Genomic DNA, 21,631 nt, shown 5'->3' with positions numbered 1-21,631 from the left:
CAGGCGTCCGGCGACGGCTGGCCGGTCAGTGCCTAAATGTCGCGAATGGTCCGCAGGGCGGCCGCGGTAAGGACGCGAATGCCCAGGCCCAGCGCTTGCTCGTCCACGATGTAGTCGCCGCGGTGCAGGTCGTATTCCTCGCCGCCGGGGGTCTTGGTGCCCAGGCGCATCATGGCTCCCGGAAGCTCCGCGAGGAACCAGGCAAAGTCCTCGCCGCCCATGGACTGCGGTGTCAGCACCACCGCGCTTTCACCGATTTCCGCGCGCGCGGCAGCCTCGATGATCGCTGTTTCGTGCTCGGAGTTCACCACCGGCGGCACACCCCTGGTGTGCTCCAGCCGCACATCCACCCCGTAGGGGGCCGCCACCTGGTGCACCACCTCGTCCAGGAGCTCGCCCGCTTCGTGCCAGGCGTCGCGGTCCAGGCAGCGCATGGTCCCGGCCATGTAACCGGTGCCGGGAATCGCATTGGGTGCCGAGCCTGCGGAGATCTGGCCCCACACCACGGACACGCCGCTGCGGACGTCCACACGCCGGGAGAGGACCGCGGGGACGTTGACCGCAATCTGGGCGAGGGCGAAGACCAGTTCCTCCGTCAGGTGCGGACGGGAGGTGTGCCCGCCGCGGCCCGAAAGCTCGATCCTGATGGTGTCAGAGGCGGAGGTGATGGCACCGATGCGGGTACCGATCTTGCCCACCTCGATCCGCGGATCGCAGTGCAGGGCCAGAATCCGGGGAACGCCGTCCAGCACGCCCTGTTCAATGCAGGAGTGGGCACCGCCCGGCATGGTTTCTTCAGCCGGCTGGAAGATGATCCTGACGGTGGCGCCGAGCGGTTCCTCCTGGTGCATCCGGTGCAGCACCAGCGCAATGCCCAGCATGGTGGTGGTGTGGACGTCATGGCCGCACGCGTGGGTCACGCCGTGGTTCTTCGACGCGAAGGGCAGGCCCGTCTCCTCGATGATGGGAAGGGCGTCGATGTCGCCGCGCAGTGCGGTGGCGATGGGCCCCTCCCCCACATCCACCGTGAGGCCGGTTCCCTCCAGGCGGCGGGGGGCAAGGCCCGCAGCCTCGAGCCGCTCTGCCAGCTTGTCCGTGGTGCGGAACTCTTTAAAGGACAGTTCCGGGTGCGCATGAAGGTCCCGGCGGAAGTCGATCAGTTCCGGCAGGAGGGGCTCGAGCCACGGAGCCACCAGGGCGGTGGGCTCGGCTTCAGTAGTGTAATTGCGCACTGTTTCACTCTAGCGAGGCTCACGTGATTACCGGCCATCACGGGTCGCCGCGTTACATCAAAGGACGTCAGTGTCCCCGCTGGCCTTAAGGGCGTCGACGGCGGCCTTGACCCGCTGCGAATTGGCCATGGTGGTGACCAGCAGAGCGTCCGGGGTATCCACGATGACCACGTCCTGGATTCCGATCAGGGCAATGACGCGTTTGGTGTCCGTGACCACCACACCGCTGGAGTTTTCGGTGAAGACGCGGGCGCCTTCCCCCAGCACCGTGACATCGTCCACTTCCTTGGCGCTGTTGAGCCGGCCCACGGAGGCGAAGTCGCCTACATCGTCCCAGCGGAAGGAACCGGGCACGACGGCGACGTCCCCGGCTTCGGCGGCGGGTTCGGCCACGGCGTAGTCGATGGCAATCTTCGGCAGGGTGGGCCAGACGCGGGCGGTGACCTCATCGCGTGACGGAGTGTCCCACGCACGTGCGATTTCCTGCAGGCCCTGGAACAGCTCCGGCTGGTTTGCCTCCAGGTGCTTGAGCAGCAGGGCTACAGGTGCCACGAACATGCCGGCGTTCCAGACGTAGTTGCCGCTGTCCACGTACTGCTGGGCTACCTGCTCGTCCGGCTTTTCGACGAACTCCACCACGTCCTGGGCACTCGGAGCACCGTCGATGTGAAGGGCCTGGCCGGAACGGATGTAGCCGAATCCCGTGGAGGGATGCGTGGGCTTGATGCCGATGGTCACGATCTTCCCGGCGGCGGCCGTATGGATGGCCTCACGGACAGCCTCCTGGAAGAGGTGGTCGGGGCTGATCACCTGGTCCGCGGCAAAGGACCCCATGATCGTGTCCGGGTCGCGCTCGTGCAGGATTGCGGCGGCGAGGCCAATGGCGGCCGCCGAGTCCTTCGGTTCGGATTCAAGGACGAGGTCCGCGTCCTGCACTTCCGGAAGCTGCCGGCACACGGCTTCGCGGTGGGCCTTTCCGGTCACCACCAGCACTTTGCTGCCGGCGAGCGGGTGCAGCCGGTCGTAGGTGGCGCGCAGCAGCGTGCTGCCGGAACCGGTGAGGTCGTGCAGGAACTTGGGAGCCGCGGCTCGCGACAGGGGCCAGAGGCGGGTCCCCACTCCACCGGCCGGAATCACCGCAATGAAGCGGTCAAGGGGGGATGCCGGGCTTGTCACTTTGTCTGTACTCATCACCGCCTACTTTAGCGGACGGGTACCTGCCGCCCCCGGTGGGCACCCTGGGACCGGTTCGCGCGGGCAAGCACCGTCCCACGGAGGAAATGCCATGCAGTGTGTCCTTTGTCTCACTATTTCGCGGAATCCGCGCCACTGCTGGTCACCAAGTAGCTCCTAAATTGAATAAGCTGTTGGCGGAGCCTAGATTTAGGCCTGAGCTACGAGTGCTCTCGCAGCAGGCGTTCCCCCCGCGTGGATCTCATGCCAGCGCCGCTGTGTTGCAGGGAGGTTTATCAGTGCCGACAAAACCAGCTGGCACCTTGTACCGCGGCCGTGAAGGCATGTGGTCCTGGGTAGGACACCGGATTACCGGTGTAGTGATCTTTTTCTTCTTGTTGGTCCACGTTTTGGACACCTCCTTGGTGCGTGTGTCGCCCGAGGCCTACACCGCTGTGATCGGTGCTTACAAGAATCCCCTCATGGCGCTGGGCGAGACCGGCCTCGTCGCCGCCATTGTCTTCCACGCCTTCAACGGCCTGCGGATCATCGCTGTTGACTTCTGGAAGAAGGGCGCCAAGTACCAGCGCCAGATGCTGTGGGCTGTCCTTGGCCTCTGGCTGGTCACCATGGTGGCTTTCTCCATCCGCCACCTGTCCCTCGCCCTCGGAGGTCACTAAGCCATGAGTGCAACAATCGAGAGCCCCCGCAGCGGGCGGATCGCTCCCCAGTACCAGCGCCACGGGGGGAGCCGCGGCAACTTCGAAATGGTCGCCTGGCTCTTCATGCGGCTATCCGGTGTGGTCCTGGTGGTCCTCATCTTCGGGCACCTCTTCGTGAACCTCCTGGTGGGAGAAGGCATCAAGGCCATCGACTTCGGTTTTGTGGCCGGCAAGTGGGCTGATCCGTTCTGGCAGTTCTGGGACCTCACCATGCTGTGGCTGGCCATGCTGCACGGCACCAACGGTGTCCGCACCATCATCAACGACTACGCCGAAAAGGACTCAACCCGCCGCTGGCTGAAGACGGTCCTTTACTCGGCCACCGTCGTCATCATCGTCCTGGGCACCCTGGTCATCTTCACCTTCGACCCCTGCCCCGTGGTTGACGGTGTTCCCCTGCCGGGCGGATTCTGCCCTGCCTAGCACCAGCACCACCCCGGGCCCGCGGGTACTACCGCGGGCCCTGTTTTGCGGGGAAGGCGAAGCCGCCCCGTTGTTTTATTGCGAATTTTGAGAGAAAGAGCATCTGGTATGCAGGTCCATAAGTACGACGTCGTCATCGTCGGTGCCGGTGGCGCTGGCATGCGCGCCGCGATCGAGTCCGGTCAGCGCGCGCGCACAGCAGTACTGACCAAGCTCTACCCCACCCGCTCGCACACCGGTGCGGCGCAGGGTGGCATGTGTGCGGCCCTCGCCAACGTCGAAGAAGACAACTGGGAGTGGCACACGTTCGACACCGTCAAGGGCGGCGACTACCTGGTTGACCAGGACGCCGCTGAGGTCATGGCCAAGGAAGCCATCGACGCCGTCCTCGACCTGGAAAAAATGGGCCTGCCGTTCAACCGCACGCCCGAAGGCCGGATTGACCAGCGCCGTTTCGGCGGCCACACCCGCGACCACGGCAAGGCTCCCGTCCGCCGTGCCTGCTACGCCGCCGACCGCACCGGCCACATGATCCTGCAGACGCTCTACCAGAACTGCGTCAAGCACAACGTGGAGTTCTACAACGAGTACTACGTCCTGGACCTGCTCACGGTCGAGGAGGACGCGGTCCGCGAGGACGGCACCCCCTACAAGCAGAAGCGCGTTGCCGGCGTGGTCTCCTACGATCTTGCGTCAGGCGAACTGCACGTGTTCCAGGCGAAATCCGTGGTGTTCGCCTCCGGCGGCGCGGGCAAGGTCTTCAAGACCACCTCCAACGCCCACACCCTGACCGGTGACGGCATGGGCATTGCCTTCCGCCGCGGCATCCCCCTGGAGGACATGGAGTTCTTCCAGTTCCACCCGACCGGCCTCGCCGGACTGGGCATCCTCCTGTCTGAAGCCGCCCGCGGTGAAGGCGCGATCCTCCGCAACTCGGAGGGTGAGCGCTTCATGGAGCGCTACGCCCCCACCATCAAGGACCTGGCGCCCCGCGACATCGTGGCCCGCTCCATGGCCAACGAAGTCCGTGAAGGCCGCGGCTGCGGCCCGAACAAGGACTACGTGCTGCTCGACCTGACGCACCTGGAGCCGGCGCACATCGATGCCAAGCTGCCGGACATCACCGAGTTTGCCCGCACCTACCTCGGCGTGGAGCCCTACACGGAGCCGGTTCCGGTGTTCCCGACCGCCCACTACGCCATGGGCGGCATCCCCACCAACATCACCACCGAGGTCCTGCAGGACAACGACACCGTGGTCCCGGGCCTGTACGCAGCCGGCGAGGTTGCCTGCGTGTCCGTGCACGGTTCCAACCGCCTGGGCACCAACTCGCTGCTGGACATCAACGTCTTCGGCAAGCGCGCGGGCATCGCCGCTGCGGAATACGCAAAGACGGCCGATTTCGTGGAGCTGCCGGAGAACCCGCTGGCGTACACCACCGAACTGCTGGACATTGCCCGCAACGGCACCGGCGACGAGAAGGTGGCCCAGATCCGCAAGGAACTGCAGGACACCATGGACGCCAACATGCAGGTGTTCCGCACGGCCGAAACCCTGAACCAGGTCCTGCGCGACATCGCCTCCTTCGAGGAGCGGTACAAGCGCATCAACGTCCAGGACAAGGGCAAGCGCTTCAACCTGGACCTGCTCGAAGCCGTTGAGCTCGGCTTCCTGCTGGAACTGGCCAAGGTGATGACCGTGGCAGCCCTCTACCGCGAGGAATCCCGTGGCGGACACTTCCGCGAGGACTTCCCGGACCGCAACGACGAGAAATTCATGAAGCACTCCATGGCGTACAAGGATGACCATGCCCCGGCGGACGGATCGGCGGAGTCAATCGCCGGAATCCGCCTGGCCACCAAGCCGGTTGTCTTTACCCGCTACGAGCCGATGGTGAGGAAGTACTAAGATGTCAGCTGAACTTGCTGAGCCAGCCTCAAAGATTGAACTGCCTGCAGGCGTTGGCGGTGGCGGCGAAATCCCCACGTTCGATGTGCACATGCGCGTCCGGCGGTACAACCCGGAGGTCTCCGGAGAAGCCACCTGGGATGACTTCCACCTGACCATGTACGGCACGGACCGCGTGCTGGATGCCCTGCACAAGGTCAAGTGGGAAATGGACGGCACCTTGTCCTTCCGCCGTTCCTGCGCGCACGGCGTGTGCGGGTCGGATGCCATGCGCATCAACGGCCGCAACCGCCTGGCCTGCAAGACCCTGTTGAAGGACCTGGACACGTCCAAGCCCATCACGGTGGAACCCATCAAGGGCCTGCCGGTGGAGAAGGACCTCATTGTGGACATGGAGCCGTTCTTCCAGTCCTACCGCGAGGTCATGCCGTTCCTCATCAACAAGGGCCACGAGCCCACCCGCGAACGCCTGCAGTCCGCGGAGGACCGTGAGCGCTTTGATGACACCACCAAGTGCATCCTCTGCGCTGCCTGCACCTCCTCCTGCCCTGTGTTCTGGACCGACGGCCAGTACTTCGGCCCCGCCGCGATCGTCAACGCCCACCGGTTCATCTTCGATTCACGCGATGACGCGGGCGACATGCGCCTGGAGATCCTCAATGACAAGGAAGGCGTGTGGCGCTGCCGCACCACCTTCAACTGCTCCGAAGCATGCCCCCGCGGCATCCAGGTGACCCAGGCCATCGCCGAGGTCAAGCAGGCCATTCTCTCCCGCAAGATCTGACAAAGGACCAAGCAGACGACGGCGCCGTCCCCCACCCAGGGGGAGCGGCGCCGTCGTCGTTTCTCCCCACCCGCCCCCTGACCCCGCAAGCTCGGCCAGGGAACCCGGCGGGCGTGGGCCCACAGCCATTCGTACGATACGAAAGGGGACGCCTTGTCCCGCTCCGAAAAAGTCAGCTTTGAAGGTTCCACCGGCGAGATGCTCTCGGGAATCATCGATGTCCCGGAAGGCCCCGTCAAGGGCTGGGGTGTCTTTTCGCACGGTTTCACGCTGGGGAAGGACAGCCCGTCCGCGTCACGGATGTGCAAGGCGCTGGCGGACAGCGGCGTGGGCATGCTCCGGTTCGACAACCTGGGCCTGGGAGGCTCCGCCGGTGAATGGTCGGCCGGATCGTTCAGCCACAAGGTTGCGGACACGGTCAAGGCAGCAGAATTCATGCGCAGCCAGGGGAAGCAGATTTCCCTGCTGGTGGGCCACTCCTTCGGCGGCGCGGCCGTCCTGGCTGCCGCACGGGAGATTCCCGAGCTCGACGCCGTCGCTACCGTTGGGGCGCCCTTCTCGCCGAAGCACGTGGCGCACGTGTTCGATGCGGCCCTGGATAAGATCCTGAGTGAGGGCAGTGCAGAGGTGGACCTTGGCGGCAAGCGGGTGGAGATCCGCAAACACTTCGTGGAGGACCTGGAGAACGCGGACCTGACCGACTGCATCAAGCAGCTGCACAAGCCGCTGATGGTGCTGCACTCCCCCACGGACAACACCGTGGGAATCGAAAACGCCAGTACGATCTTCCAGACAGCCCGCCACCCGCGGAACTTCGTCTCCCTCGAAGGCAGCGACCATCTGCTCACGGGCAAAGGCCAGGCGGCGCGTGCGGCCAGGATTATCGCTGCCTGGGCCGACCAGTACCTCGACGCCGGGCAGTAGCAGGGGTGCCCGGGTCGGCGTAGGCGGGCCCTCTCCCCGGCTGGACGGGAACTTTGCCGGGCTGGACCTGGCGGGCGCCCCATGTGCCCTTCTCATGCGCGGGCCCGCCGCCCTTCAGGTCCGCTTCCCGCACGGCCGACCAGCCGGCCGCGATCAGGTACACCTGGCTGACCAGGTTGAACCAGATCAGCAGGCCGATGATGATGGCGAAGGGTGCCAGGATGGGGTTCCGTCCCGCACCCGCCAGCAGCTCTGTGCTGAAGATCTGCAGGATACTTGTGCCCAGGGCCGCCAGGATGGTGCCCTCCAGCAGTGCCCTCCGGGACAACTTGAGGCTGCCGGCAAGCCGGAACATGATGACGGCCGTAACCCAGCTCAGGACCAGCGGAACCGCGATCTTGACCGATGTGGTCAGCGGACCCGCCACGACCTCGTCCAGGCGCAGGAAATCCGTAACCCAGCCTGCAGCAGTGCCGAAGACCAGGGAAGCCCCTGCACTGATGACCAGGGCAACACCCAACAGGAGCAAGGTCCCTGCATCCCGGAGCTTCAGCAGGACCGGGTTGACCAGCAGCGGAGGCAGCTCCAGGACTCCCCGAAGCCCGTCCCGCATCCCCGCGATCCAGCGCAGCGACGTAAACACCGTCACAGCCGCGGCAATGGTTGCCGTCCAACCCAGGCCGTCCGGGTTCAGCAGGTCCTGCGGATCCACCAGCCCCTCTCCCCCGCTGACCTTCAGCAGCCCGGGAGCACTCTGTGCCACGCTGCTGACGATCGTGTCCAGGAGTGCCGGCTGGCTGCGCAGGACGAGCCCGGCGATGGAGAAGCCGGTGGTGAGCAAACCGGTAATGGAGAAAAACATGTTGAAGCCGATGCCGGCGGACATGAGCGGCCCGTGCTGGAGGTTGTAGTGCCTGAAGGCGCGCATGGGGCGCAGCGCATTCAGGCGGGCCAGCAGCCACTGGAACATCGCCATCACGGTGGGTACAGGACCGGCACCGGCCCTGCGTGCCTTGTTCCAGTCCATCCGCTTCTGGATGACCGCGAGCTTCAGGCGGGCATGCTCCGTGGGAAGGGGCTGCTGCTCAGCCTGCCTGGCCTGCGCCCGCAAGGGACTCCGGGAGTCAGCTGCCGCCGTCGTTGTCAGTTTGGGTCCCAAAGTCCAGCTCTTCCCGTAGCTGCCAGATGCCGTCGGCATCATGCTCGTAAAGTCCCATGCTAACCACCGGGAAGGTGGCCCTATAGTTCCTCAGCACCGTTTCGGCTTCGTCGAGGCTTTCCGGGGCCACGTCATGGGCAATGGTGACGTGGGGGTGGTAGGCAAACGGCAGTTCGCGGTGAAGGGGGCCCTGCTGGAGTTTTTCGTGCAGGTCAACGCAGTGGTCGAACCCGTCCTCCACGTTAATAAAGACCACCGGCGACACCGGGCGGAACGTTCCGGTGCCTGCGATGGTGACAGTGAAAGGCTTTTGCCGCCGGGCCACCTCGCGGACGTGCTCCAGGGTAGCCTCCCAGTCGCGGGTGGGGGTGGTGGTCACCAGGGTGATGTGGGCTGGAACGATGTCGGCCAGGGGGTCGCCAAAGGAGGCCCGCCAACGCTGCAGTTCCTCCGCGATTCCGGGAGGAAAGCCAAGGATCACGCCCACGCTGATGTCCTCCGGGCGGGAAACCGGGGTGACGGCCTCGGCACGGCGGCCCGCAGGTCCTCCCTGTGAGTTCACGGGCGTCCCTCCCACCCGGTGGGTGGAACGGGAACTCTGCCTTGCCGCGACGTCGCTGGACCGCATGGCGCTAGCGGACTCCGGCGAGGCTGAGGGACGGCAGGAAGCCCATGCGCTCGTACACCTGTGCGAGCGTGACCGAGGCGATTTCACGGGCGCGCTCGGCGCCGTGGGCCAGCAGCCGGTCCAGCTCCGCCGGATCGGCCATCAGCTCATTGGTCCGGTTGCGGAGGGGTGTCACGAAATCCACCACCACCTCTGCAAGATCCACTTTGAGGTGGCCGTACATCTTTCCCTGGTATTCGGCCTCGAGTTCAGCCACCGATTTTCCCGTGAGGGAGGAGTAGATGGTGAGCAGGTTGGAAACGCCGGGCTTCTCCTCGGCGTCGAACCGGATCTCCGTGCCGGCGTCGGTCACTGCGGACTTGATGCGCTTGGCCGCGATCTTGGGATCCTCAAGCAGCTGGATGGCGCCGTTGGGCGATTCGCCCGTCTTGGACATCTTGGCGCTGGGGTTCTGCAGGTCGTAGATCTTGGCGCTTTCCTTGACGATGGTCGCCTCGGGGACGGTAAACGTGGGACCAAACCGGGTGTTGAAGCGCTGGGCCAGGTTACGGGTGAGCTCCAGGTGCTGGCGCTGGTCCTCTCCTACCGGCACCAGGTCCGTCTGGTACAGGAGGATGTCAGCGGCCATCAGGGTGGGGTAGGCAAACAGACCCAGGGTGGCGGCGTCGGCGCCGGACTTCTGCGTCTTGTCCTTGAACTGGGTCATCCGGGAGGCTTCGCCAAACCCGGTGATGCAGTTCAGGGCCCAGGCCAGCTGTGCATGCTCGGGCACGTGGGACTGCACGAAAAAAATGCTCTTGTCCGGATCGATGCCCGCCGCGATGTACTGGGCCGCCACGATCCGGGTGCGCTTGGCCAGCTCGGCGGGATCGAAGTCCACGGTGATGGCGTGCAGGTCCGGGATGAAGAACACGGCGTCGTACTCAGCCTGCATGTCCACCCAGTTGCGGACGGCACCGATGTAGTTGCCCAGGTGCAGGGAGTCGGCCGTGGGCTTGGCGCCGGAAAGGATGCGCTTCTTGGCTGCGGGCAAAGTAGGGCTAGTCATGGGGAGGGAACCTTCGGGGCTTAGAGCTGGTAGTCCACTACCAACGGGGCATGGTCGGAGAAGCGGGTGTCCCACGAGGGCGCCCGGTCCACCACGGCGGAGATGGCGGACGCGGCCAGGGCGGGGGTGGCCAGGTGGTAGTCGATGCGCCAGCCGGTGTCGTTGTCGAACGCCTTGCCGCGCTGCGACCACCAGGTGTATGGCCCGTCGACCTGGCCGGCGAGGTTGCGGTGGACGTCATGCCAGCCGATCTCCTCGCCGAAGAACCTGTCGAAGTAGGCGCGTTCTTCCGGCAGGTGGCCGGCTTTCTTCACGTTGCCCTTTGAGTTCCGGATGTCCAGGGGCGTGTGCGCGACGTTGAGGTCACCCACCACCAGGGCATGGTCGCTGTGTTTGCTCAGCTCCGGGAGGCGCGTGGTCATGACATCCAGGAACCGGAACTTGTCGTCCTGCTTGGGGGTGCCCACTTCGCCGGAGTGGACGTAGGCGCTCGCCACGGTCAGCTGCACCCGTTCCCCTGCTGAGTCTGTAAGGCGGAAGTCGGCCTCCACCCAGCGGCCCGCCGTCGCGAAGTAGTCGTCACCAATGCCGTCACGGGTGGCCAGGGGTTCCTCGCGGGAGGCGATGGCCACGCCGGCGCGTCCTTTCGCCTCAGCCTCGGAGTGCAGGATGTGCCAGCCGTCGCCCAGCAGCTGCCGCACGATGGCATCGGGGGCGCGGACTTCCTGCAGGCAGAGGATGTCCACTTCGCGGGGCTCCAGCCACGCCGCCATACCGTTTTTGAAGGCGGCACGGAGGCCATTGACGTTGACTGATGCGATGCGAAGGTGGTCCTTCTTCAATGCCGAGCTCACCCGCTCCACTCTAGTCGATGATGGTTCCGGTGACCGGCTCCCCGCTGCCGGAGGACTTGATCATGTCCCTGGCATTCGTGGCAGTGATCTCGATGGTTTCCAACGCCCTGTTGATGGTGTCCTGGTTGGCGGCAGCACCCTTGGCCCGCTCCTCTTCCACCACCCGGATCTGCACCTGGACGATCTTGAAGGAGTGGTCCAGCTTGAGGTCGCGGACCTCGTCAGCCTGCGAGCGCTCGGCAACAACCCGGATTCCACCCTGGTCAGTCGGGGCGTACGGCCCGCGCCCGGCTGCGGACGTGAAGGCGTTCTGGGCTTCGCTCAGCTTGGCGCCGGCCTTTTTGGCGGCTTTCTGGATGCTGAACACCACGAAGGACGCGAGCGCCAGCCAGAAGAAGGCGATGATGGCAACAACCCAGCCCACGACGTCGTTCTGGTTGGCCGCGAAGATCACGGCCACAACGAACGCGGTGACCAGGACCATGAGTCCCGGCCCGCTGATGCGGAACATGGAGAATCCGCCCCGGGCGGGTTTGGAGGATGACGTGGAACTGCTGCCGAGGGTTCGCATAGAGCTATTCTCTCAAACCCGGGGAGGTGCTCCCGCCGCCTTCCACCCCCGGCGAACACGGCCCCGGGCTACTTCAGGAAGAGCTGGCGCAGGCGGACGGTGGTGAGCAGCATGCCGACGGCGGTCATCGCCAGGTAGTAGCCGATGTGGATGGACGTGGCGGCGGTGAAGGTGCCCACGCTGATCTGGCGCAGCAGTTCCACCCCGTGCCAGAGCGGCATGGCCTGGATGAGCCACTGGATGGCCTGCGGGTAGACGCTGAGGGGGTAGAACGTGGCACTGAACAGGAACATGGGCAGCATGATGAAGTTGATCCAGTCCATCTGCTGGAAGGTTTTGAGGAAACTGGTGATCCCCATCCCGATGCTGGCGAAGCCGAAGGCGATCAGCACCGACGCAGGAACCATCAGCAGCGCCCACGGGGTGGTGATGAGGCCCATCATCCCCATCACTGCCGTGAACCCGAGCGCATACAGCAGCCCGCGCAGCAGTGCCAGGAAGATTTCTCCCAGCGCCACATCCAGCGGCCCCAGCGAGGTGTAGAGCATCCCCTGGTAGAGCTTGGCGAAGTTCATCTTGAAGAACACGTTCCAGGTGGAGTCGTAGACGGCGCCGTTCATCGCCGAGACCGCCAGCAGTGCCGGGGCGATGTAGGCCGCGTAGCTGATCTCCCCGCCCCCGGGCCCCTGCACGGAGCCTACGATGGAGCCCAGTCCCACGCCCATGGAGACCAGGAACAGGACCGGTTCGAAGAACCCGGAGAGCATTACCAGCCAGTTGCTGCTCCTGGTCGCCAGCATCCCGCGGCCAATGACAGCCCGGGCATTGCGTGAGTACAGTGCCCCGAAAGTCCTGTTGCGTGCAGCCTCCGTGGCACTGCCCGCCTCGACGCCGGCGCTCATCGGCTCATCCTTGCCGCGAACCGCCGGCGGGTCAGGAACCAGCCCAGCAGCGCCAGGCCCACCAGCACCACGGCGTGCAGGACTGTCAGCAGCGGGGGCTCCTGGTAACCGTAGCTGAACACCCGTCCCAGTTCGGTGCCGTGCCAGATCGGGGAGATCCAGCCGATCCAGCGCACCGCCAGCGGCAGGGTATCCAGGGGAAAGAACGTTCCGGAGAACAGGAACAGTGGCATCACGATGAACCGCATCACCAGCGCGAACTGCCCCTTGTCCTCGGTTATTGAGGCGGAGTAGGCCATCAGCGGCAGGCCGAAGGAAAGCCCTGCCAGGGTAGCCACCAGGATGGTGACCCAGCCCCAGCCTCCAGGTGCCGCCCCGAACAGGACAATTGCGGCGAAGTAGACGGCGGACTGCAGCAGGAACCGCAGCGTCACCGCCATGATGTGCCCTGCCGCGATCTGTTGGGGAGTCAGGGGCGAGGCGTGCGGCCCGTAGTAGGTCCTGCGCCACTTGAAGCCGTCCATCACGGGAAAGGTGAACTCGTTGGCGGCCGTCATGACTGCCGCGGACACCAGCAGCGCCGGAGCTACGAACGTCACATAGCCCACTCCCCCAAAGGACCCCGCACCCTGCGAGTCCACCAGGGTGGCCAGTCCCACACCCATGGCAAACAGGTAGGCCACGGGATGGCCCACGCTGTACATGATGATGGACCAGCTGTACCCCTTCATGACGCGGAGCACCTGCTCGGCGTAGTAGAACGCACCCCAGCGCCGCGCCTTCGCGGCTGCCACGGCAGGGCTGTGCGCCCGGGCGTCCGCACCCGGCAGCGTTTCCTCAGTCAACGAGGCTCCTGCCCGTCAGCCGCAGGAACACGTCCTCCAGCGAGGACCTCCGCACCAGCGACGTCAGTGGCCGCAGGCCGCGGGCCGCTACCTGCTCAAGGGCGGACTCGCCGTCGTGCGCGTAGATCAGCACCCGGTCCGGCAGGACCTCCAGCCGTTCGCCGATGCCGTCCAGCTCTCCGGCTATGGTGGTGTTCCGCGCGGATCCGAAGCGCAGCTCCACCACCTCCCGGGTGGAGTGATCGCGGATCAGCCGGGCGGGTGAGCCCTCGGCCATGATCCGGCCCTTGTCCACCACGATCAGCCGGTCGCACAACTGCTCGGCCTCGTCCATGTAGTGGGTGGTCAGGATCAGCGTCACGCCCTGCTCCTTGAGCCGGAAAAGGCGGTCCCAGAGGATGTGCCGGGCCTGCGGGTCCAGCCCGGTGGTGGGCTCGTCCAGGAGCAGGATCCGGGGCTCGTTGATGAGCGAGCGGGCAATCGTGAGGCGCCGCTTCATGCCGCCGGACAGGGAATCAACCTTGGATTTGGCTTTGTCCGTCAGCTGCGCGAACTCCAGCAGTTCATCTGCCTTCGGCTTGAGGTAGCTCATGGGCAGGCCGAAGTACCGGCCGTAGACCAGCAGGTTGTCCCGGACCCGCAGTTCCTCGTCCAGGTTGTCCTGCTGCGGCACCACGCCCAGGTGCGCGCGCACCTCCGGCCCGTGGCTGTCCGGGTCCAGGCCCATGATGCGGAGGTCCCCGGAGGTGCGGCGGGTCACGCCGCCGATCATCTTCATGGTGGTCGATTTGCCGGCGCCGTTGGGCCCCAGCAGGCCGAAGGACTCGCCGGCTGGGACGCTGAAGGAGATCCCGTCCACGGCGGGCACCTCGCCGTACATCTTGGTCAGGTTTTCGGCTGCGATCACGGCGCCGGGCGCTCCTGCGCCGCCCGTCCGGATCGCGGAGGGCATGATGGCTTCGTTGTGCACCCTCCGCAGACTAGTTGAGCTGCCCGCTAAGTGGAAGTCCGGTCCGGGTTAAAATCCGACGGCGGCAGGCACCTTGAGCTGGAAGGTGCCTGCCGCCGTCGTACTGCTTTGCTGCAGAGCTAGGCGCTTGCCGCCGCGCGCTCCGCCGCTTCGACCACGTTGGTCATCAGCAGCGCTACGGTCATGGGGCCAACGCCGCCGGGGTTGGGCGAGATCCAGCCCGCCACCTCGGCAGCGGCCGGCTCGATATCGCCATGAACGCGGCTCTTGCCGGTCTCGGGATCCGTCTCACGGGTGACGCCGACATCGAGTACGGCAGCGCCGGGCTTCACGTCTGCCGCCTTCACGATGTGCTTGGCTCCGGCTGCACCCACGATGACGTCCGCCTGGCGCAGCAGTTCGGACAGGTTGGTGGTGCCGGTGTGGGTCAGCGTCACGGTGGCGTTGACCTCGCGCCGGGTCAGCAGCAGCCCGATGGACCGGCCGATGGTCACGCCGCGGCCCACCACCACCACATGCTTTCCCTTGAGGTCGTAGCCGTTGCGCACCAGCAACTCGATGACGCCGCGCGGGGTGCACGGCAGCGGCGAGGTGATCTCGCCGTTGACGTTCAGCACCAGCCGGCCAAGGTTGGTGGGGTGCAGGCCGTCGGCGTCCTTTGCGGGATCGATGCGCTCCAGGATGGCGTCGGTGTCCAGGTGCTTGGGCAGGGGCAGTTGGACGATGTACCCGTGGCAGGCGGGGTCCGCATTGAGTTCGTCAATGAGGGCCTCCACCTGCTCCTGGGTGGCGTCAGCCGGAAGCTCGCGCTGGATGGAGTTCATCCCGATCTCCACGGACTGCTTGTGCTTCATGGACACGTACAGCTGGGAGGCCGGGTCCGCCCCCACCAGCACGGTGGCGATACCGGGGGTGACACCACGGGCCTTAAGGGCGGCGACGCGTTCGGTCAGCTCCGCCTTGATGGCGGCTGCTGCTGCCCGTCCGTCGAGGATGCGGGCAGTCTTGGTTGCTTCAGTCATGGATTCACCACTGCTCGTGCTGCGGGTACAGCGGGAAGTCGGCGGCGAGCTTGTCCACGCGGGCCTGGAGGGATTCGACGTCGGCGCTGTTGCCTGCCTTCAGCGCGGTGGCGATGATCTCGGCCACCTCGGTGAATTCGGCGGCACCGAAGCCGCGGGTGGCCAGGGCCGGGGTGCCGATGCGCAGGCCGGAAGTGACCATCGGCGGGCGGGGGTCGAACGGGACCGCGTTCCGGTTCACGGTGATGCCCACCGAGTGCAGGAGGTCTTCCGCCTGCTGGCCGTCCAACTGGGAGTTGCGCAGGTCCACCAGGACCAGGTGCACGTCGGTGCCGCCGGTGAGCACGGAGACGCCGGCTTCGGCGACGTCGGCCTGGTTGAGGCGGTCTGCGATGATCCGGGCACCTTCCAGGACACGCTCCTGGCGCTCCTTGAATTCCTCCGTCCCGGCGATCTTGAAGGCCACGGCCTTGGCGGCGATGACATGCATCAGCGGGCCGCCCTGCTGGCCAGGGAACACATTGGAGTTCAGCTTCTTGGCCCACTCCTGCTTGGCCAGGATGACACCGGAACGGGGGCCGGCAAGGGTCTTGTGCACCGTGGAGGTGACGACGTCGGAGTGCGGCACCGGGCTGGGGTGCAGTCCGGCGGCCACCAGGCCGGCGAAGTGTGCCATGTCGGTCCAGAGCAGCGCGCCGACCTCGTCCGCGATGGAGCGGAAGGCTGCGAAGTCAAGGTGGCGCGGGTAGGCGGACCAGCCGGCGATGATCACCTGGGGCTTCTCGGCGATGGCCTGCTCGCGCAGCTTGTCCATGTCGATGCGGAAGTTGTCTTCCTCCACCTGGTAGGCCGCCACGTTGTAGAGCTTGCCGGAGAAGTTCAGCTTCATGCCGTGCGTCAGGTGGCCGCCGTGGGCCAGGGACAAGCCAAGGATCTTGTCGCCGGGGGTGATCATGGCGGAGAGTGCGGCGGCGTTGGCCTGCGCGCCCGAGTGCGGCTGGACGTTGGCGTACTCCGCGCCGAAGAGGGACTTGACCCTGTCGATGGCCAGCTGCTCGGCGATGTCCACGTACTCGCAGCCACCGTAGTAGCGGCGGCCCGGGTAGCCCTCGGCGTACTTGTTGGTGAGGACGGAGCCCTGGGCCTCCATCACGGCACGGGGGGCAAAGTTCTCGGAGGCAATCATTTCCAGGGTGCCGCGCTGGCGGCCGAGCTCCTGGTCAAGGACTGCGGCGATTTCAGGGTCAAGCTCAGCCAGAGGCTGGTTGCTGACGGCGGTAGTGGAGGTGGCTGTAGTAGTCACGAAGAACTCCTGGCTAGGGATACGGGCACTGCTTAGGTCAGGCTACCGGCTGGCGCAAATCCACGGTGCCTTATGACACCGCGTGAATGCGCCGGCGTGGTGCTGCGGTACTGACGGGGTGCAGCCCCAATTCCGGCAAGACATGACCCTCGGCCCAGGCGTACGATCCGTGGTCTTCGTGATTGCCGCTCCCTGGTGGTTAGCCACCCAACGCCAGTTGCGACCCTTTCAGCGTACCAAATTCGCGTACCCGCGCGCGGGTACGCTAGTACGTGTGAGTAATGAGCAGCTGAACCAAGCGTACGTAGTAACCCTGTCCTGCCCGGACCGCCCGGGAATCGTCCATGCGGTGGCCGGAGCCCTGCTGGTGGCAGGGTGCAATATTACGGATTCGCAGCAGTACGGCAGCCCCGTCACCGGCAACTTCTTCATGCGCGTGGAGGTCACGACGGCGGCCCCCGCCTCCGAGCTGCGGGCTGCCCTGGAACCGGTGGCTGGGGCGTTCGGCATGCAGTGGAGCCTGAACGCCGTGGGCCAGAAGGTGCGCACCCTGGTCATGGCCAGCACCTCCGCCCACTGCCTCAACGACCTGCTCTTCCAGCAGCGCAGCGGCACCCTGCCCATCGAAATCCCTGCCATCGTGTCCAACCACCAGGACCTCGCCGGCCTGGCCGAGTTCTACGGCATCCCGTTCCACTACATTCCGGTCACCAAGGAAACCAAGGCCCAGGCGGAGGACAAGCTGCGGGCCCTCATGGCGGAGCACGACATCGAGCTGACGGTCCTGGCCCGCTACATGCAGATCCTGTCCGACGAACTCTGCAGTGAGCTCACGGGCAAGGCCATCAACATCCACCACTCGTTCCTGCCATCCTTTAAGGGAGCCAAGCCCTACCACCAGGCCCACGCCCGGGGCGTGAAACTGATTGGCGCCACCGCCCACTACGTGACGGCCGCCCTGGACGAGGGCCCCATCATCGAGCAGGAAGTCATCCGCGTGGACCACGCCCGGACGCCGGAGCAGTTTGTCCAGATGGGCCGCGACGTGGAAGGCCGCACGCTGGTCCAGGCAGTGCAGTGGCACGCCGAGCACCGCGTCCTGCTGGACGGCAACCGGACCGTCGTCTTTAACTAGCGTGCCTTGCAGGACTGACGGCCGCAGGGGGCGCACTGGAGGCAGCACTGCCAGTTCCTGGTCCTCCACGCCCCTGCCCCTCCCAACTAACCCCTGAACCCAACTAAGTAGCGCCAAGTGTCGTTTTGCGGCCCCAAAACGACACTTAGTGCTACTTAGTTGGGCGCGGGGCCGGATGTCCTAGGCTTGGCCCATGGCTCCTCTCTACCCTTTCGCCGGGAACGCCCCGGCCGTCCACGACTCAGTTTTCGTTGCGCCCACGGCCTCGATCATTGGCAACGCCACCCTCGCTGAAGACTCCAGCGCTTTTTACGGCGTCTCGGTCCGGGCGGACACGGCAGCCATTACGGTGGGCGCCGGCAGCAACCTGCAGGACAACGTGGTGCTGCACGCCGACCCCGGCTTCCCCTGCACGGTGGGCGAACGCGTGAGCGTGGGGCACGCCGCCGTCGTCCACGGCTGCACGGTGGAGGACGACTGCCTGATCGGCATGGGCGCGACCGTCCTCAATGGCGCAGTGATCGGCGCCGGCTCGCTCGTGGCGGCCGGCGCCGTGGTCCTGGAGGGGACCACCATCCCGCCGCGCTCGCTTGTGGCGGGCGTGCCGGGGAAGGTGCGCCGGGAACTCACTGATGAGGAGTACGACGGCGTCCGGGCCAACGCCGCGCGCTACCGCGAGTTGGCCGCGGCCCACCGGGAGATGCACACCTAATCCAACGGGATCGGGCCGATAGCATCCAGCAGTTCCCCCGGCCCCGGGTTGCCGGGCGCCGACGAGCCGCCCAGGTGGTTCACCACGCCCCACACCGCATTCAGGCCGGTGGTCACGGCCCCCTCGGCCCAGCCGGCAGTGAACGAGACGTCGTCGCCGGCCAGGAAGATGCCCCGCTGGGATTCGGGCAGTTTGTCCTGCTTGAAGTGCGTAAACAGCCGCTGCTGGTACCGGTAGTGGCCCGGCAGGTTGGCCTTGAAAGCGCCCATGAAGTTGGGGTCGGCCTCCCAGGAGACGGTGATGGGCTGGCCCACAATGTGGCTCGCGATGTCCACGCCCGGGTAGATCTGCCCGAGCGAATGCAGCATCAGTTCCACGCGCTCGTCGGCATCCAGCGCCAGCCACTTCAGCGCGTCATCGTTCCAGGTGTAGGAGAGCAGGATGACGGCGGGCTGGTCCGGGCCGTTGTCCAACAGGTAGGTGGCACGGTTGAGCCGGTCGGTCAGGGTCATCGAGAGAACCTCGTTGCCGGTGTCCGGATCGATGTCCTTCCAGAACGGCCGGTCCACCATGACGAAGGTCTTGGAGGACTGCATGTAGTGCGAGCGCTCGATAGCAGTCCACAACTCGGCCGGGAACAGCGTCTCCTCAGTGTGGATGCGGGTGGACAGCAGCCAGGACTGGCACGTCGCCACGACGGCGGGGTAACTGGCTTCGCGGCCCCACCGTTCGCGGATCCGCAGGATTCCGTCCGCATCACGGCTGATCTTCCCCACGGCGCCGCGCGGCGACCCTGCGTGCAGCGAGGACAGTGACGTTCCTTCCGGCCAGTGCACCATGCCCGACGGCGCGTGCTGCCACAGTGCCTCGGGCAGCCGCTGGGCTCCCCCACGGATGAGGCGGTGCTGGTCGTCCGCGTCCGTGTAGACCACGCGGAGGATCTCCAGGATGGAGTTCGGGAAGTCCGTGTCCCAACCGCCGGTGCCGAAGCCCACCTGGCCGAAGGCTTCCCGGTGCGCGAACCCCGCTTTCTTAAAGGAGTCACTGGCGGCGATGAACCCGTAGAAAGTCTGCTCGTCCATCAGCGGCAGCAGGTCGTTCCAGAGCTCCTTGATCCGGGCCGTGTCGCGGGCGCGGATGGCTTCCTGCATCTCCACAAACTTGGCGCCGTCGTTCACGGCGGCCTTCCAAGCATCGGCCACTTCGCGGAAGAAGGGCGGCAGATCGCCCGGTTTTTCGGCGTAGTGTTTCTGGCCGGCCAGTTCAATGACGGTGCTGGAGGTGGCCGGGGACAACGGGTTGGGGAACTCCTGGGTGTCCAGTCCCAGCAGGTCCACGTAGTGGTAGAACGCCTTGCCGGACTCCGGGAACCTCATGCCGCCCAGGTCCGCCACCACGCCGGGCGCAGCCGGGAACGCAGCCGTGCGCAGGCGCCCGCCGATCTGGTCTGCTTCGTACACCACCGGCCGCAGCCCCAGCTTCATCAGCTCGTAAGCCGTGACCAGGCCGGAAAGTCCCGCACCGATGACGGCAACCTCGGTTCCGTACAGTGCCGGAGGCACCGACCCCAGGCCATCCGGGTGGGCCAGGTAGTGGTCGTAGCTGAACGGGAAGTCCGGGTTGAGCATAGTGATGGGGCCGGGGGCTGAGCCGTCCGGGGCAGGGGCCGCTGCCCTTGTTGCCGTGGTGCTGGACGGATCAAAGGCCGGCAGTTCGGTGGCGATGGTCATGGAAGTTCTGCCTTCGTCGGTTCGGGGTTTTGCTGGGATGAAAGTTGCGGTCCGGCAAGCTCACGGTATTCCTCGTTGCTGAGCGCCGCCACCCGGGAATTCCTGCGGCCGTAACCGAAGTACGCGGCGATCCCCACCAGCATCCACACGGCGAAGGTCACCCAGGTGTCGGCGCCCAGGTTGGCCATCAGGTACGCGCACATGGCGGCACCGAGGATCGGCGTGAGCGGGAATAGGGGCACGCGGAAGGTGCGCTCCAGCTCCGGCCGGGTCCGGCGCAGGTAGATGACGGCGACGTTGACCAGGGCGAAGGCGAACAGGGTGCCGATGCTGGTGGCGTCCGCCAGTGCACCCAGGGGCACCAGGCCTGCGGTGAGGGCGACGGCGATACCCACCAGGAGCGTGCCGGCCACCGGAGTGCCGGTGCGGCGGGAGAGGCGGCCGAAGACCTTCGGAATGAGTCCGTCACGCGACATCGACAGCAGGATGCGGGTCTGCCCGTACAGAACGGTCAGGACGATGCTGGCGATGGCCAGAACAGCACCCACCGCAAAGACCAGTGCGATCCATGGCTGGCCGGTGGTCTCCTCGAGGATCTTCACCAGGGCGGCCTCGGTGCCGTCGAACCAGCCCCAGGGACGGGCACCGATGGCGGCAACGGCCACCAGGACGTAGATGGTGGTGACGATCAGCATGGAAAGCATGATGGCGCGCGGCAGGTCACGCTTGGGATTGCGGGCTTCCTCGCCAGCAGTGGAGGCGGCGTCGAAGCCGATGTAGGAGAAGAAGACGCGGGACGCTGCGGCCGAGACGCCGGCTGCGCCCATGGGCAGCAGCGGTTCGAAGTTTCCGGCGTTGAAGGCGGTGAATGCCACGGCGCAGAAGAAGACCAGGATGCCCACCTTGACCACCACGATGGCGGTGTTGATCCAGGCGCTTTCCCTGGCGCCGCGGACCAGGAGGATGGTGGCCAGGACAACGATGACCATGGCCGGGATGTTGACCATGCCGCCATCTCCCGGCGGCTGCGAAACGGCATCAGGGAGGACAGTGCCGAACACCGCCAGGGCTTCGTTGACGTACTGCCCTGCGCCGACCGCGACGGCGGCCACGGACACTGCGTATTCCAGGACCAGGCACCAGCCGCAGATCCAGGCCATCCCCTCCCCCATGGTGGCGTATGTGTAGGAGTAGCTCGAGCCGGCCACCGGCACGAGGCCCGCCATTTCCGCGTAGGACACCGCTGACAGCAGCGCGGCCAGGCCCGCTATGGCGAAGGAGATCCAGATGGCGGGACCGGCCAGCGGTACCGATTCCCCCAGGATCACCAGGATGCCTGTGCCCAGGGTGGCGCCCACGGAGATCATGGTCAACTGCAGGACGCCGAAGCTGCGCACCAGGCGGGGGTCGCCGTCATTGCCTGCGGCTTCGCTGACCATCTGTGAGATCGGTTTCCGGCGCAGCAGTTGCGCGGCCAGCGCCGGGCGGCTGCCGGATCCGCTGTTCCCGGCCGGTGCGCGGCCGGAGAGTGTAGGCACAGTCATCGTTGACGTCCGTTCATGTCAGTGAGTGGTTGATCTGGTTTC

21 protein-coding genes and 1 riboswitch are annotated in these 21,631 nt (G+C 65.9%); of the genes, 7 read left to right on the top strand and 14 right to left on the bottom strand.

The genetic code is table 11. The features are described 5' to 3' along the window. Positions 1-32: 32 nt before the first annotated feature. Together ASPHE3_RS05730 and ASPHE3_RS05725 are read right to left on the bottom strand one after the other, a co-directional pair. Positions 33-1,232 carry an amidohydrolase gene (locus tag ASPHE3_RS05730; protein ID WP_013600286.1) on the bottom strand — a complete coding sequence of 400 codons (1,200 nt, stop codon included), beginning with the start codon at positions 1,230-1,232 and terminating at the stop codon, positions 33-35. Positions 1,233-1,289: 57 nt separating this feature from the next. Beyond that, complete coding sequence (locus ASPHE3_RS05725) at positions 1,290-2,423, bottom strand: mannose-1-phosphate guanylyltransferase (protein WP_013600285.1); 1,134 nt, start codon at positions 2,421-2,423, stop codon at positions 1,290-1,292. 281 nt (positions 2,424-2,704) lie between these two features. Here ASPHE3_RS05725 and sdhC point away from each other — a divergent pair, with 281 nt between their 5' ends. From sdhC to ASPHE3_RS05700, 5 genes are all read left to right on the top strand, one after another. After that, entirely contained in the window at positions 2,705-3,085 is a 381-nt protein-coding gene (gene sdhC / locus ASPHE3_RS05720) for a succinate dehydrogenase, cytochrome b556 subunit (RefSeq protein ID WP_074446982.1), read from the top strand. A gap of 3 nt (positions 3,086-3,088) precedes the next feature. Further along, the gene (locus ASPHE3_RS05715; protein ID WP_013600283.1) at positions 3,089-3,550 is read left to right on the top strand and encodes a succinate dehydrogenase hydrophobic membrane anchor subunit; all 462 of its coding nucleotides are present in this window, start codon (positions 3,089-3,091) and stop codon (positions 3,548-3,550) included. 108 nt (positions 3,551-3,658) lie between these two features. After that, a complete protein-coding gene (gene sdhA / locus ASPHE3_RS05710) occupies positions 3,659-5,458 on the top strand; it encodes a succinate dehydrogenase flavoprotein subunit (protein WP_013600282.1) in 1,800 nt (599 codons plus the stop codon). 1 nt (position 5,459) lies between these two features. Further along, a complete protein-coding gene (locus ASPHE3_RS05705; protein WP_013600281.1) occupies positions 5,460-6,242 on the top strand; it encodes a succinate dehydrogenase iron-sulfur subunit in 783 nt (260 codons plus the stop codon). Between the two features lie 153 nt (positions 6,243-6,395). Further along, the gene (locus tag ASPHE3_RS05700; protein WP_013600280.1) at positions 6,396-7,166 is read left to right on the top strand and encodes an alpha/beta hydrolase family protein; all 771 of its coding nucleotides are present in this window, start codon (positions 6,396-6,398) and stop codon (positions 7,164-7,166) included. On the opposite strand, the gene ASPHE3_RS05695 is transcribed toward ASPHE3_RS05700, so the two are convergent. The 10 genes from ASPHE3_RS05695 to glyA form a co-directional block, all read right to left on the bottom strand. Continuing rightward, entirely contained in the window at positions 7,123-8,193 is a 1,071-nt protein-coding gene (locus ASPHE3_RS05695; RefSeq protein WP_081459891.1) for a YihY/virulence factor BrkB family protein, read from the bottom strand. The genes ASPHE3_RS05700 and ASPHE3_RS05695 overlap by 44 nt on opposite strands. Positions 8,194-8,290: 97 nt before the next feature. Then, positions 8,291-8,887, bottom strand: a complete 597-nt coding sequence (locus ASPHE3_RS05690; protein ID WP_013600278.1) for a 2'-5' RNA ligase family protein — start codon at positions 8,885-8,887, stop codon at positions 8,291-8,293. 70 nt (positions 8,888-8,957) lie between these two features. Further along, on the bottom strand, positions 8,958-10,001 hold the full coding sequence (gene trpS, locus ASPHE3_RS05685) for a tryptophan--tRNA ligase (RefSeq protein ID WP_041651994.1): 1,044 nt from the start codon (positions 9,999-10,001) through the stop codon (positions 8,958-8,960). Between the two features lie 20 nt (positions 10,002-10,021). After that, positions 10,022-10,855 (bottom strand): exodeoxyribonuclease III, encoded by an 834-nt coding sequence (locus ASPHE3_RS05680; protein ID WP_041652622.1) that lies wholly within the window; start codon positions 10,853-10,855, stop codon positions 10,022-10,024. A 10-nt stretch (positions 10,856-10,865) separates the two neighbouring features. Continuing rightward, complete coding sequence (locus ASPHE3_RS05675) at positions 10,866-11,426, bottom strand: hypothetical protein (RefSeq protein ID WP_013600275.1); 561 nt, start codon at positions 11,424-11,426, stop codon at positions 10,866-10,868. A 68-nt stretch (positions 11,427-11,494) separates the two neighbouring features. Beyond that, positions 11,495-12,328 carry an ABC transporter permease gene (locus ASPHE3_RS05670; protein WP_013600274.1) on the bottom strand — a complete coding sequence of 278 codons (834 nt, stop codon included), beginning with the start codon at positions 12,326-12,328 and terminating at the stop codon, positions 11,495-11,497. Beyond that, complete coding sequence (locus tag ASPHE3_RS05665; RefSeq protein ID WP_013600273.1) at positions 12,325-13,173, bottom strand: ABC transporter permease; 849 nt, start codon at positions 13,171-13,173, stop codon at positions 12,325-12,327. The genes ASPHE3_RS05670 and ASPHE3_RS05665 overlap by 4 nt, the downstream gene beginning before the upstream one ends. Continuing rightward, positions 13,166-14,125, bottom strand: a complete 960-nt coding sequence (locus tag ASPHE3_RS05660) for an ABC transporter ATP-binding protein (protein ID WP_174266611.1) — start codon at positions 14,123-14,125, stop codon at positions 13,166-13,168. The genes ASPHE3_RS05665 and ASPHE3_RS05660 overlap by 8 nt, the downstream gene beginning before the upstream one ends. A 137-nt stretch (positions 14,126-14,262) precedes the next feature. Then, positions 14,263-15,165, bottom strand: a complete 903-nt coding sequence (locus ASPHE3_RS05655) for a bifunctional methylenetetrahydrofolate dehydrogenase/methenyltetrahydrofolate cyclohydrolase (RefSeq protein ID WP_013600271.1) — start codon at positions 15,163-15,165, stop codon at positions 14,263-14,265. 4 nt (positions 15,166-15,169) lie between these two features. Beyond that, entirely contained in the window at positions 15,170-16,468 is a 1,299-nt protein-coding gene (gene glyA, locus ASPHE3_RS05650) for a serine hydroxymethyltransferase (protein WP_013600270.1), read from the bottom strand. Between the two features lie 145 nt (positions 16,469-16,613). Continuing rightward, a riboswitch (ZMP/ZTP riboswitch) is annotated at positions 16,614-16,699 on the bottom strand. A gap of 43 nt (positions 16,700-16,742) precedes the next feature. Here glyA and purU point away from each other — a divergent pair. Next, positions 16,743-17,603, top strand: a complete 861-nt coding sequence (purU, locus tag ASPHE3_RS05645) for a formyltetrahydrofolate deformylase (protein WP_041651993.1) — start codon at positions 16,743-16,745, stop codon at positions 17,601-17,603. A 193-nt stretch (positions 17,604-17,796) separates the two neighbouring features. Next, the gene (locus ASPHE3_RS05640; RefSeq protein WP_013600268.1) at positions 17,797-18,315 is read left to right on the top strand and encodes a gamma carbonic anhydrase family protein; all 519 of its coding nucleotides are present in this window, start codon (positions 17,797-17,799) and stop codon (positions 18,313-18,315) included. Here ASPHE3_RS05640 and ASPHE3_RS05635 read toward each other — a convergent pair. Together ASPHE3_RS05635 and ASPHE3_RS05630 are read right to left on the bottom strand one after the other, a co-directional pair. Further along, positions 18,312-20,045, bottom strand: a complete 1,734-nt coding sequence (locus ASPHE3_RS05635) for a flavin monoamine oxidase family protein (protein WP_013600267.1) — start codon at positions 20,043-20,045, stop codon at positions 18,312-18,314. The genes ASPHE3_RS05640 and ASPHE3_RS05635 overlap by 4 nt on opposite strands. After that, positions 20,042-21,589 (bottom strand): amino acid permease, encoded by a 1,548-nt coding sequence (locus ASPHE3_RS05630; RefSeq protein WP_013600266.1) that lies wholly within the window; start codon positions 21,587-21,589, stop codon positions 20,042-20,044. Before ASPHE3_RS05630 ends, ASPHE3_RS05635 begins: the two co-directional genes overlap by 4 nt. Between the last annotated feature and the right edge of the window lie 42 nt (positions 21,590-21,631).

This window comes from Pseudarthrobacter phenanthrenivorans Sphe3, assembly GCF_000189535.1.
In the GTDB taxonomy this organism is placed as follows: Bacteria; Actinomycetota; Actinomycetes; order Actinomycetales; family Micrococcaceae; genus Arthrobacter; species Arthrobacter phenanthrenivorans.
This window is presented reverse-complemented; position numbering and strand designations above follow the sequence as displayed.

Bases quoted from the DNA above. Each gene is read 5' to 3' on its own strand.
- ASPHE3_RS05725 (WP_013600285.1), bottom strand. From the start codon at position 2,423: ATGAGTACAGACAAAGTGACAAGCCCGGCATCCCCCCTTGACCGCTTC.
- ASPHE3_RS05715 (WP_013600283.1), top strand. From the start codon at position 3,089: ATGAGTGCAACAATCGAGAGCCCCCGCAGCGGGCGGATCGCTCCCCAG.
- sdhA (WP_013600282.1), top strand. From the start codon at position 3,659: ATGCAGGTCCATAAGTACGACGTCGTCATCGTCGGTGCCGGTGGCGCT.
- ASPHE3_RS05705 (WP_013600281.1), top strand. From the start codon at position 5,460: ATGTCAGCTGAACTTGCTGAGCCAGCCTCAAAGATTGAACTGCCTGCA.
- ASPHE3_RS05695 (WP_081459891.1), bottom strand. From the start codon at position 8,193: ATGGACTGGAACAAGGCACGCAGGGCCGGTGCCGGTCCTGTACCCACC.
- trpS (WP_041651994.1), bottom strand. From the start codon at position 10,001: ATGACTAGCCCTACTTTGCCCGCAGCCAAGAAGCGCATCCTTTCCGGC.
- ASPHE3_RS05675 (WP_013600275.1), bottom strand. From the start codon at position 11,426: ATGCGAACCCTCGGCAGCAGTTCCACGTCATCCTCCAAACCCGCCCGG.
- ASPHE3_RS05670 (WP_013600274.1), bottom strand. From the start codon at position 12,328: ATGAGCGCCGGCGTCGAGGCGGGCAGTGCCACGGAGGCTGCACGCAAC.
- ASPHE3_RS05660 (WP_174266611.1), bottom strand. From the start codon at position 14,125: ATGCCCTCCGCGATCCGGACGGGCGGCGCAGGAGCGCCCGGCGCCGTG.
- ASPHE3_RS05655 (WP_013600271.1), bottom strand. From the start codon at position 15,165: ATGACTGAAGCAACCAAGACTGCCCGCATCCTCGACGGACGGGCAGCA.
- ASPHE3_RS05640 (WP_013600268.1), top strand. From the start codon at position 17,797: ATGGCTCCTCTCTACCCTTTCGCCGGGAACGCCCCGGCCGTCCACGAC.
- ASPHE3_RS05635 (WP_013600267.1), bottom strand. From the start codon at position 20,045: ATGACCATCGCCACCGAACTGCCGGCCTTTGATCCGTCCAGCACCACG.
- ASPHE3_RS05630 (WP_013600266.1), bottom strand. From the start codon at position 21,589: ATGACTGTGCCTACACTCTCCGGCCGCGCACCGGCCGGGAACAGCGGA.